The 14,425-nt window shown below is 35.9% G+C and carries 15 protein-coding genes; 13 read left to right on the forward strand and 2 right to left on the reverse strand.

Going from position 1 to position 14,425, the window contains the following annotated elements; translation table 11 throughout:
- The first annotated feature begins 117 nt into the window (after positions 1 to 117).
- The 7 genes from AC2HW8_RS09520 (at position 118) to AC2HW8_RS09550 (ending at position 6,846) form a co-directional block, all read left to right on the forward strand.
- Complete coding sequence (locus tag AC2HW8_RS09520) at positions 118 to 570, forward strand: hypothetical protein (protein WP_293641461.1); 453 nt, start codon at positions 118 to 120, stop codon at positions 568 to 570.
- A gap of 36 nt (positions 571 to 606) precedes the next feature.
- A complete protein-coding gene (locus AC2HW8_RS09525) occupies positions 607 to 1,908 on the forward strand; it encodes a hypothetical protein (RefSeq protein WP_293641459.1) in 1,302 nt (433 codons plus the stop codon).
- A gap of 24 nt (positions 1,909 to 1,932) precedes the next feature.
- Positions 1,933 to 3,189 (forward strand): WG repeat-containing protein, encoded by a 1,257-nt coding sequence (locus AC2HW8_RS09530; protein ID WP_293641457.1) that lies wholly within the window; start codon positions 1,933 to 1,935, stop codon positions 3,187 to 3,189.
- A 165-nt stretch (positions 3,190 to 3,354) separates the two neighbouring features.
- Positions 3,355 to 3,747, forward strand: coding sequence for a leucine-rich repeat protein (locus AC2HW8_RS09535; RefSeq protein WP_484327492.1), 393 nt, complete (start codon positions 3,355 to 3,357; stop codon positions 3,745 to 3,747).
- Between the two features lie 53 nt (positions 3,748 to 3,800).
- Entirely contained in the window at positions 3,801 to 4,919 is a 1,119-nt protein-coding gene (locus AC2HW8_RS09540; RefSeq protein ID WP_484327493.1) for a leucine-rich repeat domain-containing protein, read from the forward strand.
- Positions 4,920 to 5,096: 177 nt separating this feature from the next.
- A complete protein-coding gene (locus tag AC2HW8_RS09545; RefSeq protein WP_181971391.1) occupies positions 5,097 to 5,270 on the forward strand; it encodes a hypothetical protein in 174 nt (57 codons plus the stop codon).
- A gap of 1 nt (position 5,271) precedes the next feature.
- Positions 5,272 to 6,846 (forward strand): recombinase family protein, encoded by a 1,575-nt coding sequence (locus tag AC2HW8_RS09550; RefSeq protein WP_278418401.1) that lies wholly within the window; start codon positions 5,272 to 5,274, stop codon positions 6,844 to 6,846.
- A gap of 89 nt (positions 6,847 to 6,935) precedes the next feature.
- On the opposite strand, the gene AC2HW8_RS09555 is transcribed toward AC2HW8_RS09550, so the two are convergent.
- Complete coding sequence (locus tag AC2HW8_RS09555) at positions 6,936 to 8,138, reverse strand: recombinase family protein (RefSeq protein WP_484327494.1); 1,203 nt, start codon at positions 8,136 to 8,138, stop codon at positions 6,936 to 6,938.
- Between the two features lie 189 nt (positions 8,139 to 8,327).
- Here AC2HW8_RS09555 and AC2HW8_RS09560 point away from each other — a divergent pair, with 189 nt between their 5' ends.
- The 4 genes from AC2HW8_RS09560 to AC2HW8_RS09575 all read left to right on the forward strand — a co-directional run bounded on the left by AC2HW8_RS09560 (position 8,328) and on the right by AC2HW8_RS09575 (position 11,304).
- On the forward strand, positions 8,328 to 9,140 hold the full coding sequence (locus tag AC2HW8_RS09560; RefSeq protein ID WP_117846683.1) for a transporter substrate-binding domain-containing protein: 813 nt from the start codon (positions 8,328 to 8,330) through the stop codon (positions 9,138 to 9,140).
- 142 nt (positions 9,141 to 9,282) lie between these two features.
- Entirely contained in the window at positions 9,283 to 9,933 is a 651-nt protein-coding gene (locus AC2HW8_RS09565) for an amino acid ABC transporter permease (RefSeq protein WP_021883421.1), read from the forward strand.
- Between the two features lie 12 nt (positions 9,934 to 9,945).
- Positions 9,946 to 10,743, forward strand: a complete 798-nt coding sequence (locus tag AC2HW8_RS09570) for an amino acid ABC transporter ATP-binding protein (protein WP_015523566.1) — start codon at positions 9,946 to 9,948, stop codon at positions 10,741 to 10,743.
- A gap of 171 nt (positions 10,744 to 10,914) precedes the next feature.
- Entirely contained in the window at positions 10,915 to 11,304 is a 390-nt protein-coding gene (locus AC2HW8_RS09575; protein WP_119252284.1) for a hypothetical protein, read from the forward strand.
- A 116-nt stretch (positions 11,305 to 11,420) separates the two neighbouring features.
- Here AC2HW8_RS09575 and AC2HW8_RS09580 read toward each other — a convergent pair whose 3' ends face one another.
- A complete protein-coding gene (locus AC2HW8_RS09580; RefSeq protein WP_021883418.1) occupies positions 11,421 to 12,704 on the reverse strand; it encodes a GTP-binding protein in 1,284 nt (427 codons plus the stop codon).
- A gap of 217 nt (positions 12,705 to 12,921) precedes the next feature.
- Between AC2HW8_RS09580 and AC2HW8_RS09585 the strand changes: the two genes are divergently transcribed.
- Positions 12,922 to 13,485 (forward strand): Maf family protein, encoded by a 564-nt coding sequence (locus AC2HW8_RS09585; RefSeq protein WP_117886168.1) that lies wholly within the window; start codon positions 12,922 to 12,924, stop codon positions 13,483 to 13,485.
- Positions 13,478 to 14,407: a serine O-acetyltransferase EpsC gene (gene epsC / locus AC2HW8_RS09590; RefSeq protein WP_015523570.1), complete on the forward strand. Its 930-nt coding sequence runs from the start codon at positions 13,478 to 13,480 to the stop codon at positions 14,405 to 14,407. The genes AC2HW8_RS09585 and epsC overlap by 8 nt, the downstream gene beginning before the upstream one ends.
- Positions 14,408 to 14,425: the final 18 nt, after the last annotated feature.

The following is a 14,425-nucleotide window of genomic DNA, read 5'->3' on the forward strand; positions in this document are numbered from 1 at the left end:
AGTTTTATGAAATTGATTCTTAAGCATACACAGGGATTACATTATAGATAGGTTGAGTCTATATTCAAATATCTGTAATAAAATATATTTTTTAAACAATTTGAGGAGGAAGAAAAAATGAAGTTGATTAAAAATCACACTAAATTAAAAAAGCTAAGCAGACATAAGTTTAAAAATTTATGCTTAGCAGTTTTGATTGTAGGTATGGCGGTTCTATTTTCTGCATGTAAAAACAGTTTGGGTAATGTTTTATATCGAAATACTGCATTATCTCAATCCTCAGACAGTGCAGTTAATGCGGATAATCTGTTAGGTACTTGGGTGTCTCCAGACGCGGATAATCAAACTTTGAAAATAGACAGCAGTGAGGTGACATTTAATTACAGAACGTTTTCTTATACGGTGAATGGTAATGAATTAGAGTTATACCAGACTTATCCCTATCAAGGTGGTATTGAAGGAAGTATGCCGTATGAATTAGATGGTGATGAACTTACGATTACTCTTGGTTCTGCTTTTGAGGGATATTTCTACGGCAGAAGCGGAACGGTAGTTTTGGTAAGAAAGTAATATAGTAATTATTAGTACAAATATCAGGAGGATAGAATGAGAAAAATTGCATTAATTTTTGTTATGATTTTTTTAATTTGTTGTATGACAGCTTGCAAAAATAAAGGTACAGTACAGGAAACATCTTCCATAACTAATACTAAGAATACAAGTAATACGGAAAGTAGTAACGTTGAAACAACTGTTGAAGAAACAAAACCATCGTACAATTTAATTGATAAGAGTAGAGATGATTTGAGTGACAGCGAAAAGAAACAACTTAAGTATTATAATGATGGTTACACTTTTATCGCACAGTTAAGTTATGATCAAAAGTGGCTGTTATATAAATACGGTGAACTGTATAAAGTAATTGACGCTTCAGATTTCTATTTGGAGAAAAAAGATAAATTTAAGGACGCATATGCTGATGGTGAAACAATTGGTAATTATATTGTAATGGACAACTATCTATATTTCTTTATAAGTAAAACTAAAGATGTTTGCAGGATAAACTTAGATGATTGCACTATTCAAACATATATTGATGGATCTGAATTTGAAGATTATGCAGTTTATGATAATTCTATAATGTTAAAACATAAAAAGAAATTAGTATTTATTTGTACTTGTGAGGAATGGAACAATATTGTAGAAGTTGATACTACAAAATCAACGCCAAAATTAGAATATAAAGGTAAGTGTGATACTGTTACTATTCCAGGTGATGAATGGAATCAATTTAACTTTATTCCCATTGATGAAGATAACTATAGAATTACAGAATACAAAGACGGTATTGTAAGTGACCTGACTGCATACTGCAGCTATAATTTTTCTTTAAATGATTATAAAATTACTGATGTAGTTAAATTCCCAAACATTGAGTATGATGAAAAAAATTGGCAGGATTATGTGGATGAAGAGTCTCTAGGCTACTTTTATAGAGATAATAAGGATATATTATTCTCATATATTTTAAAATCAGACACTAATGATATAAGCGGAAGGACTGAAAGAAGCTGTGCTATTTTGAAATCTAATTCAAACGGAAACAAAGATTTACTAAATGGTAATGTAGGATGTTTTACATTAAAGATTAGTTATACGGTGGATAAAATATCGCAGCTTAATTCTTCAAAGCTTAGTGAGGACTGGTTTTTATTCAATGGAGAAGGCAAAGATTTAATATACTTTTTTGATGATAACGAATTATACGAAATTGATGGGTATGTAAGTTATGCAGATTTATGGAATGTATATTTGAATCAATATGATGAGAATACCAAGCTGAATTATATTAGCAAACCAATAAGGAATCTAAAAAGTAATATTTATACGGGTAATGACGAAATATAGTTAAATGATTTTGGAGGAAGAAATATGAAAAAGTATATATCAATAATATTTGCAGTTTTAATAGTTATTTCAATTTGCTGCGGCTGTTCATTATTTGGAAGTGATTCAAATAATGGTGTGTTGAACATTCCAGGCAAAGGACAGAAGTATTATAAAAGAGTTGTATATAAAGGTGACGAAAATAGTTCTATTACAGCTAAGTACCAAAATAATTATCTTACAGTATTTGATTATATTTATGATCAAAGTTCTTCACAAAGTAAAAATAGATCTGTTTTGTTTGATAATAAAGCCAAGATATGCTTTGATGGCGCTGATGATAAATTGACTAATTTTTATGTGAATAACGATAAAATAATTACTTTTGATGATGACAGTGATAATGACACAGTTAAGCACTACATTATGGATATTAACGGAAGTAATAAAAAAGAGTTTTTCAGCGGTTATAATCCTTTAGATTATAGGGATGGCTTTTGGCTGGTTTCAAACAATAATCAAAAGTGTGGCATTATTAATGAGAATGGGGAAGAGGTTATTCCTTGCAAATATGATTCAATGTCTCTTTTTGACAAAAAAGGTTATGCTATAATTTATGATTCTAAAGAAGAAAAATATGGAATGATTGATAAGGAAAACAATGTGGTTATTCCTATAAATTATACATATTTAGTACCGTTTAATGCGAATGTAAACGGATATTACAGTCATTTATATTTGCCAAATGATGTTACATATGATTATACCTTGGTGCAGACATCAGGTGATGAAGTTTATACAATTGATAGACAGGGAAACAAGATTTTTGATGTTGAAAATTCAGATTATAAATCCTCGTCAGGTACTACGACATTAACTCAAAATTTATTACCTGTTGAAAAGAACAGCTTGTACGGTTTTATTGATATGCAGGGTAATGAAGTAATTCCGTTAAAATATAACAATATAAAATGGGATTTTGTAAATGGATATGCCTGTGTTTCCATTGGTGGTAACTATGGAATAATTAATGCGAAAGGTGAGGAAATTTTACCTTTCGAATATTCGAGTATAGATCCATTTGACCAAAATGGATTGGCTGTTGCTAATAGGGAAGATAGTAACAATCAACTTGTTATTGATCTTGCAGGAAATATAGCCTATGAAACATCTAACAGTATTGAAGCTCTTGGCGGAGGATATTTCAAAGAAAGTTCAAATTCTGGAACTGAAATTATTCAGATTACTACTGACGGTGGAAATTATGAAACATATTCGCCAAAAGAATTTACAAAGGATTAAGCTGATTTTTTAATAAAGGTTATGAAATCTATTTTGACATTGATTTACTGTTAGTGGCTTTGGAAGAGCTAAAAATCAACTTACATCTCAACAAAAGTCAGATATAAAAAATGAAATTAAAATGGTGAAAACCAAAATTAGAAATATGTAAAAGAGGTGTTGATAATGAAATTTAAAGGCATTACAAAAAATATATGTGCATTTATTCTGGTTGCAATTTTGCTTGTAGGAACGGCAATAGTAGGTGTAAATGCAGAAACAACAAACGAATACGAATATACAGTTGAAGACGGAGTTGCAACTATTACAAAATATATCGGTAATAGCGAAAATGTCGTAATTCCTTCTGAAATTAACGGATATAAAGTTAAGTCTATTTCTTTTGAGGCATTTAGACAGGACAATTGCAAAGTTATTAAGAATGTAGTTGTTCCTGAAGGTGTTGAAGAAGTTTCTAACTGGTTATTTACAGGTTGCACTAATATGGAAAGTATTACTTTGCCAAGTACATTAAAAGTTTTGGCTACGGATTGGTTTTTATCGGCAGTAACAGTCTGAAAGAAATTAAGTTCAGCAAGGATAATCCAAGGTATTATTTAGATAAAGGCGTGTTGTATGATTCTAAAAATAATCAGTTAATGCTGTGTCCTGCTAAAAATCAGTTTGAGAATAATGAATATGAAATTCTTGATGGAACAACTGATATAAGAAGTTGGGCATTTAGCAATTGTACTTCATTGAATAAAATTATAATGCCAAATTCTGTACAAACAATTGGTGACAGTAGTTTTTCTAATTGCTCTAATCTTAACGAGATTGTTTTATCAGAAAATATTAACTTTATGGGTTACGGTTCATTTAGCGGTTTAACATCTTTAAAAGACATCACTGAAAATACCGCTTTTACTTATTTGGGATTTTACGGAGATAGTAAAATATCTGATTTTACTATAAGAGGATATAAAAACACTGAAGCAGAAAAATATGCTAATGACAACGGATTTAGATTTGTAGCACTGGATGATGAAGTAGATTATTTTTCATACAACCCTTTTGAATTCTTTGATAAGTCATTTGATGAAATAACATATATTTTCGGTATGGATTACACAAATGTTTACGAAAGAGAATCAGGACTTCATAAAATTATATGTTACCCTAACACAGGCAATCCATACGAATTTGGTTTTGATAATAATACAGACCGTGTAAAGATTATTTGGATTTACAATACATCTGATAAGTCAGTAAAACTATTTGATGATATTACTGATAAGTCAACACTTGTTGATATTGAAAAATCTTCAACTTCACAAACATACGAGAAATGGATTGGTAAAAATCCGTCTGATGATAACAATACGGAGCAATATGTTACATTTAAACTTGATAATTCCTTTATCGTTAAATTTGAGTGGACTACTAATGATTTTAACACAGAGAGTGCAAATCGAGTTTTAATTATGAAATCTGATTCAGAATCAACTGTTCCTACTACACAACCTTTTACAAACTCTTCAAAAGTTGATTTGGAAACTACAATAACTCCCACTTCTTCAAATGATGTTACATCAAGTATTTCAACAAACGACATTGCTTCAAAAGATAGTGTTGGTAACGATAATGGAGCAGTACAGACAGGTGCTGTTTCAACAATAATTATTTTGATGATAGCATTGTCTGCACTTGCGATAGGTGGTACAGCTGTTTACAAGAGAAAAATGAAATGATAAACAATCTATAATATTTTATTTAAAGCTGACAGAATGAGTGTTCTGTCAGTTTTTTTGTCACATAAATAAAATTGAATTCATATAATATCAGGTGTTTGTTTTTAGACAAGCTAAATTTAGCAAGTTGGAGTTATCAAAAAATAAGTTGTTCATAAACTGCTATGGGGTGGTTTTATGAAATCTGATAAATATGAAATTGAATATGTATATAAAAATAACGGAGTTTCTTATAAAGAGTTAATGGGCAAAATTTTGCAAAGCGAAGTTATACTAAATGGAGCGTTAAAGCAAAAAAATTTAAAAATGAAAGTAGTAAGTAGCTGTCAAAAAAGAAAAGGAAGTGCTTGATATGTCTGTTTTTGACAGCAATAACGATTATATTGTTTACAATGTAGGAATTTATTTGAGATTATCAAAGGAGGATGAAAATACGGGACAGTCTGAAAGTATAGAAAATCAGAGAAAAATAGTAGAAAATTTTATTTCAAATTATAATTGGAACATTGTTGAAATTTATATTGATGACGGCTTTTCAGGACTTAATTTTAACCGACCTGCATTTAAAAGAATGCTTGAAGATATTGAGAATAAAAAAATAAATCTTGTGATTACAAAAGACCTTTCGAGGCTTGGACGTGATTATATATACACAGGATATTATCTTGAAAGATATTTTCCAACCAAGAACATCAGATACATTGCAATAAGTGACGGAATAGACACATATGGAGATAACGGTAACAACGATATTTCACCTTTTAAATCAGTTATAAATGATATGTATGCAAAGGATATTTCAAAAAAAATAAGAGCTGTTATGGATACAAAAAGATTAAATGGAGAGTTTATCGGAGCTTTTGCACCCTATGGCTATTTGAAAGATCCCAATAATAAGAATACATTTATTATTGATGACAAGGCTTCAAAAGTTGTTAAACGTATATTTGATATGTATATTGAGGGAAATAGTATGGGAAGAATTGTAAAAATTTTAAATGATGAAAATATCCCATGTCCTTCAAAATATAAAAGTACTCATTGTTCTTATAAAAATGCAATGGTAAAAAGGTATAAATGGTGTCAGGAAACTGTAAAACGTATTCTTTCAAATCCAACATATATTGGAAATATGACACAGCATAGACAAGAAAAAATAAGTTATAAAATTGATAAGTTCAGAAAAATTCCCTGTAGCAATTGGATTACGGTTGAAGGAACTCATGAACCGATAATATCGCCTGAAATTTTTGAAACGGTTCAAAATCTTATAAAACGTCAAACCGTAAAATATTCAAGAGGTAAAGAGAGTTTTCACCTTTTAAACGGACTTGTTTTTTGTAAGGAATGCGGTAGGAAAATGACCTATCGTCGAGATTCTTCTGGAAAAATGATTATGAATTGTATTACATATACAAAATTTGGTAAAAGTGAATGTACCAGTCATCGAATAAGGGAAGAACTCTTAACCGACTATGTAATAAATGATTTAAAGCGTATTTCCAAACAATATTTAGATAATGGCTTTTTTCAGTCAATTTCTAAATTAGAAACTTGTGAAGATAAAAGTTTAAAATCTGAATTGCGGACAATAGAAAAACGTTTTGGAGAAATAAAAAATATAGTCAAAAGTTTGTATGAAGATAAAATTAAAGGTACTATATCAGAAGAAGATTTTTTGTGTATGACAAAAGAATACAGCGAAGAAAAAAGTCGGTTGCAAAATAAAATGGAAACAATTAATGATAGGTTTAATGAAAAAACAAGAGAATTCAGTTATATAAAGCTATTAAAAGATATAGCTGAGTTTAATATTGTAAATAAAGTAATATTATCACAATTAATTGACAGGATAGAGGTTGATAGTAACAGAAAAATTACGGTATATTATATGTTTACAAACCCTCAGATTGACAATATAGACTAACTGGATTGACACAGAGGGTTTGTAAAATCAACCATAATTGTACAAACTAATAATAACCGTCACCATCCGGACCGCCGTATGGCAGAATGTTACTTATTTTGACTGAGAAATATGTTGAGGTGGGAGGCTTTGCGGTCAAATATTATTCTTTTTGTAATTATGGATAGTAAGTCGTTTTGCGTTTTTAAGGGATAAGTTTCTTTAATCGTGAAAGCATCATTAATTAAATTGTTCTTAATAAGAATATTGATTGCTTTAATTACAACTTTTTCAATCTTTTCAATTCTTACGCTGTGCGATGAATGGCAGTTGCCGTGAATGTAGGCGGAGCATTGGAGAAAATTATTTTTAATCGGAACGAGGGTTGAATTACAGTTTGAACACTTGACAAGATTTTGAATAAGGTGTCTAATTTCGGTTTGTTTATGGGAATGTTCTCTATTTATTATTCCTTGCAAGAATAATATTTGCCTTGTTTGTTCAAAAATTACTTCATCAACAATCGGTTCGTGAGTGCCGTCTGAAATTATCAGGTTATCGTTATAGAAATCTCTGCCTGTTTTGCAGATTGGATTCCACCTGATTTTGCCGATATAAACGGGATTTTGCAGAATATATTCAACGGCACGGCTATCCCAGCGGTTGCCCTTGGCGGTTCTGATTTCTGACGAATTCAAGTTGTCACAAATCATATTTATATCTTTATTATTCAAAAAATCGGCAAAAATTTTACTGACAATTCGGGCTTTTTCGGCGTCAACCACAAGCCTTCCGCCTGTCACTTTATAGCCAAAGGGTGCAATGCTGACGATGCCGCCACGCTCGGCTTTTTCGGTCATTCCTCGCCTTACCTCACCCGAAAGCCGAATCGAATAGTATTCGTCCGACCATTCGATAATGCGTTCAATCAGCTTTCCGAAGGGACCGTCATCAACGGGTTCGGACACGCTGATGACTTCAATACCGTTTTTTCTCAACAGCGATTTATAGAAAATGCTTTCCTCCTGATTGCGGGCGAATCGTGAAAATTTCCAGACAAGTACGGCTGAAAACATGGGAGGCTTTTGCTTTGCAAGGCTTATCATTCGGTTAAATTCAGGTCGCTTGTCGGCATATCTTCCCGAAATTCCGTTGTCACGAAAAATGAACTTTTCATCAATCAGATAGCCTTTTTCATCTGCAAATTTTCTGATGATTTTCAGCTGACTTGACGGTGAAAGCTCAGTTTGATTTTCGGTTGACACCCTTATGTATGCCGCCGCAAAGTGATTTTTATTGTGATTTCCCGACAAATTAATCACCTCTTTAAAGAATAATTCTTTTATGCAATAATATGCCTGCGATTGAAATAAAATTCTTCGGCAAATTTCTCGAAAACACTTTACTTTGCTAACGCACTAATGTATAATATACAGAGATTGTTTTGCAAGGTGATTTGCAGAACATAGGTAGAGAGTATATCAGATTATGGAGGAATAATTATGAAAAAGAAAAAGTTACTTTCTGTACTTCTTGCAGGTGCAATGTCAGCGTCAATTTTTGTAGGTTGCGGTTCTTCTGCAACGGACTGGGATTATATCTCAAACAAGGGAGAGCTTGTTATCGGTGTTACATATTTTGAGCCGATGAACTACCTTGATGCAGACGGCAAGCTTACAGGTTTTGAAACTGAGTTTGCAGAGGCAGTTTGCGAGAAAATGGGTGTTACTCCAAAGTTCCAGAAAATTGACTGGGATTCAAAAGAGGTTGAGCTTAACTCAAAGACAATCGACTGCATCTGGAACGGTCTTACAATTGATGACGACAGAAAGACGACAATGGATATTTCAACTCCTTATATGGAAAACAAGCAGGTTATGGTTGCAAAATCTGATGTTGCAGACAAAATTAAGTCAGCAGATGACCTCAAGGATAAGACAGTAGTTGCAGAGAAGAAGTCAGCAGGTGAAACTGTTGCTCAGACAGACGAGTTCTTCTCAAGTGCAAAGTATGTTTCAGTTGACGCACAGGCTAAGGCTCTTCTCGAGGTTAAGTCAGGCACAGCAGATGTTGCGGTTATCGACTATGTAATGTCAATCGGTACACTCAAGAGCGGTTCTGACTACGCTGACCTCAAGGTTGTTGACGGCAAGGACTTTTCACCTGAGCAGTATGGTATTGCACTTCGTAAGGACAGCCCCGAAACACTCAAAAAGCTTAACGATGCTATTCAGGCAGTTGCCGATGACGGCACACTTGATAAGATTGCAGAGAAGTACAGCCTTCAGGATCTTCTTCTTGTAAAAAAGAAATAATTTAATTAAAATAAGCTTGTACATACAGGGCGGACTATGTTCGCCCGTTGTGCTTTTTATTGATTATAAATTTACAGGTTCAAATTTGTAAGCCTTTTGATATATTCAAAACTGAAAATACTTGGATAGAGTGGTATATAAAATGGATCAATTTTTTAATGTAAGCGGTCAGTTGCTTGAGGGATTCGGCGAAAACTGTATAATTTTCATTGTAACCCTTCTTGCGGCAATTCCGCTCGGACTTATTATCTCAATGGGTTCAATGTCAAAATTCAAGCCGTTAAAATGGCTGACAAAAACATTTGTGTGGATAATCAGAGGTACTCCGCTGATGCTCCAGCTTTTCGTAGTGTTCTATGTTCCGCCGCTTGTGTCAAACGGCAGTGTGACATTTGCACGAATGAATGCCGCACTTATTGCATTTATAATCAATTATGCCGCATATTTTTCTGAAATCTTCCGTGGCGGTATCGAGTCTGTTCCAAAGGGACAGTACGAGGCAGGTCAGGTGCTCGGCATGACAAAGGGTCAGATTTTCTTTAAGGTTGTGCTTTTGCAGGTTGTAAAGAAAATTACTGCACCCATGGGCAACGAAATTATCACTCTTGTAAAGGATACCTCACTTTCAAGCGTTATCGCAATTCCGGAAATTCTTATGAGAGCAAAGGACTTCTCAATGCAGGGACTCATCTGGCCGCTTTTCTATTCGGCAGTATTCTTCCTCGCATTCTGCGGAATTCTTACCTTGCTTTTCTCATTTATAGAGAAAAAGCTTGATTACTACAAGGGTTAAGGGGGAAAGGTTATGTCTTTGTTAAATGTTGAAAACATCCGTAAAAGCTACGGCAAAACAGAGGTTTTGAAAGATATCAGCTTTTCTCTTAAAAAGGGCGAGGTGCTTGCGATTATCGGCTCATCGGGTTCGGGCAAGACTACGCTGTTAAGGTGCCTTAATTTTCTTGAAACTCCGAGCAACGGCAAGATTTCCGTCAATGACAAAGTGCTTTTTGACAGCAATGACAGCTCTGCAAAGAGCGACAGCGAAATCAGAAAAAGACGGCTTCACTTCGGACTTGTGTTCCAGTCATTTAACCTGTTTCCGCAATATACGGTTATCGAGAATATTATGCTTGCTCCAAAGCTTGCCGCAAAAGAGCAGATAAAGCAGACAGGCGAATATATGGGCGCAAAAAGCTATAAAGAGGCTCATGAAATTATCAAGAGCAATGCAAAGTCTTTGCTTGAAAGGGTAGGCCTTTCCGAAAAGAGCGAGTCATATCCTTGTAATCTCAGCGGCGGTCAGCAACAGCGTGTTGCAATTGCAAGAGCGCTTGCACTCAATCCCGATGTTCTCTGCTTCGACGAGCCTACCTCCGCACTTGATCCCGAACTAACGGGTGAGGTGCTTAATGTTATCCGCAGTCTTAAAACCTCCGACAGCACAATGATTGTTGTAACTCACGAAATTGAGTTTGCAAGAGATGTTGCCGACAAGATCATTTTTATGGCTGACGGTGTAATTGCCGAAGAAGGCACTCCCGAACAGGTAATCAACAATCCGCAAAATCCAAGAACCCAGGCATTTTTGTCAAGGTTCAACTGATAACTGAATATTAGGTGAGGAAAGCACTCGAAAGGGTGCTTTTTTACATATTTTTACAAATAACCTTGAAAAGTTTATGCCATTGTGCTATAATAATCGTGTCATTCACTGACGAAGGCACAAAGCCTGAAAAAATGAGAAATCCCGATAGGGAAAACGGAGGAAAAACAAATGAAAAGAATTTTCACAATCAGCGTTGCGGCTGTTATGGCACTTCTTATGGTGCTTTCACTTACAGCTTGCGGTAATTCAACACTCGGCTATTACAAGCTTACAAGTGCAGAAGCAAGCGGTATGAGCTTTGACAGCAGTACTCTTGCCGCTGTCGGTATGGACAAAGGCTACATTCTTCTTAAAGAAGACGGCAAGGCTAAGCTTTCTGCAGCCGGTCAGGAGCAGGAGCTCACATACGATGACAAGAACTTTACAGCAGGGAGCGAGAGCATTCCATACACACTCAAAGACGGTGTTATTACAATGGAAAAAGACGGTACAAAGCTCGTTTTCACATTTGACGCTAACTTCAAGCCCGAATCTTCTAATTCAGAGTCATCAAAGTAATAAAACTTAACGGTGCAATAATTTCGGCAGTCCAAATCGGACTGCCGTTTTTGTATATCCAACCCAAAAAACAAGGGCAGCGGAATTCCGCTGCCCATAATTTTTATAAGATTTTATCAGTCTGAAAGACACTCGTCAAGTGCATCAATAATTGCGTGCCTGTCCATATGCTGACCGATGAATACAAGCTTGATTTCTCTGTCGCCGTATTTTTCGTCCCACTTTTCAGCCATATCGGGATACTCTGCAAGATAGAGCTTCTGCTGTTTCTTTGGGAATGCGGCAAGCCACTTGCCCTGTTCCGTAGCAGTAATCTGAACGCCTGCCTGCTCGAATACATAAACATCTTCTCTCTTGTCATCAAACCAGAGAACACCCTTTGCACGGACTACGCTCTTTGGCCAGTTCTCAACAAACTGCTGGAGCTTGTCCTGATTGAAAGGACGAATGCGGTGGTAAACAAATGAACCGATGCCGTACTCTTCTTCACCGTCCTCATGATCGTGGTCGTGGTGACAGCAATGACCGTGTTCGTGGTCGCAATGAGAGTGGTCAAGACCGTCCTCATCATGGTCATGGTCGTGATGCTCATGTTCGTCATGGTCTTCATCGTGGTGGTGATGGTGGTGATGATGACCGTGACGGTCTGTATCCTCGTCATCTTCATCCTTATCATAAATCTGAGCCCAACCTGCGGATGCGGCTGTTTCTTCAAAATTAAAGCACTTTGTATCGAGAATATCCTTAACTTCAACCTTGCCGAACTGTGATTCAATAATTCGTGCCTTTGGCTGAAGCGTCTTAATCATAGCCTTAACTCTCTTGAGCTGTTCCTCTGTTACCTTGTCAACCTTGTTGAGGATGATTGTTGAACAGAACTCAATTTGCTGAATAAGAAGGCTTTCAACATCCTCTTCATCAACATCTTCCTTGAGGAGATCGTCGCCGCAACCGAATTCTGTTGCCATACGGAGTGCGTCAACAACTGTAACAATGTTGTCAAGACGGACAAGCTCTGGTATATTGTTTTCCTTATCGCCCTCAAGAACCGAGATTGACTGTGCAATCGGAAGTGGTTCGCAAATACCGCTCGCCTCAATGAGAATGTAGTCAAACTTGCCTGACTTTACAAGGTCTGTAATCTGGTTGATAAGGTCAACGCTCAAAGTACAGCAGATACAGCCGTTTGTAAGCGGAACAAGGTTTGTATCTTTCTGAGTAACAACGCCTGCCTTTTGAATAAGCTCTGCATCAATGTTTACTTCACCGATATCGTTTACGATAACGGCACACTTGTAGCCCTCCTGATTGCCGAGGACATGGTTGATAAGAGTAGTTTTGCCTGCACCGAGATAACCTGTAAGAAGCGTTACGGGAACAGGAAGCTTAATGTTAGCCATATATTTCATTTCCTTTCGTTGAATTGTGCTTATTAATGCGGATTACCGCTGTCCTTAAATATAACACTTTGCAAAATTATTGTCAATACAAAGTATGGAGTGCGGTCAATCCGAATAGCTGATTATTGCTGTACATTTTGTGTTTTTTGTATAATCACCTTTTATTTATTTTGGTTTTATGTTACAATAGTCAAAAGTAATTTTACGGAGATAGATTATGATTGTACTTGCATCTGCTTCACCACGAAGAAAAGAGCTTTTAAGTTTTATAACAACCGATTTTAAAATTGTCCCCGCAGACATTGACGAAACGGTTGAGAACAATGTTCCGCTTGAAAAGCGTCCCGAATATCTTGCCGTCAAAAAGGCATTGCATATTTCAAAAAACGGTTATGAAAATGACATTGTAATCGGTTGTGACACGGGAGTTTTTGTTGACGGCAAAATGCTCGGCAAACCTAAGAACAGGGAAGATGCCGAGAATATGTTAAAACTGCTTTCGGGCAGACAGCACAAGGTTATCACGGGTTGTTGTACCGTCAAAAACGGTGTTGCAAAATCATTTTCCAATGTAACGCTTGTTGAATTTTTTGAACTTTCCGATTCGGAAATAGAGGAGTACATTGCAACGGGCGAGCCTTTTGACAAGGCAGGTGCATACGGAATACAGGGCAAAGGTTCTCTGCTTGTAAAGAAGATTGACGGCGACTATTTTAATGTTGTCGGACTTCCCGTAAGTGAATTAAACAGGATTTTGAAAAAGGAGTATTCATATGAATGATAATATAAATAAAACAGTCAATGAAATTCTCGAAAGCTATTCAAAGCATGAACAAACTTGCAGACTTTCGGAGGATAACATTATCAACAAATCTGTGCTTATTCAGGTGCTTGAAGAAATCCGCAAGCTGTTGTTTCCGGGCTACTTTGACAAGAACAGAGTAAGAGAAGAATACATCGGCTATATTGTAGGCGACAGAATAGAATTTATTCAGTACAACCTTAAAAAGCAGATCGCAAAGGCTTTAAAGGGTTGCGAAAAGTGCAACGACCTTTCATATGACGAGGTTATGGAAAAGTCAGAAAAGCTGGTTTATGAGTTTCTCTCAAAGATTCCGTCAATCCGTGATTACCTTGCAACAGATGTTGTTGCGGCCTTTAACGGCGATCCTGCCGCATACAGTACGGATGAAATCATTCTCTGCTACCCAGGATTTTTTGCAATCACGGTTTACAGAGTGGCGCATGAATTGTGGAAACTTAAAATCCCGATGATACCGAGAGTGCTTTCGGAGTACGCACACGGACTTACGGGAATTGATATTCACCCGGGTGCGACAATCGGCAAGTATTTCTTCATCGACCACGGCACAGGTATCGTAATCGGTGAAACTACCGAGATAGGCGAGAATGTAAAAATCTATCAGGGTGTAACCCTCGGTGCGTTGTCAACAAGAAAAGGTCAGCAGCTTAAAGGTGTCAAAAGACATCCTACTATCCGTGATAATGTTACAATCTATTCGGGTACAACTATCCTCGGCGGTGAAACCGTAATCGGCAAGGGTGCAACAATCGGCGGTAATGCCTTTATCGTGAACTCAATTACAGAGGGTATGAAAGTAAGCATTAAAAACCCCGAACTCCAGTTCAGTCCCGACCTTTCGGAAAATAATCAGGACAAGTATTGGTATTGGATGATTTAAGCTTATGTTTTAATTGAA

Source organism: Ruminococcoides sp. (assembly GCF_057037865.1).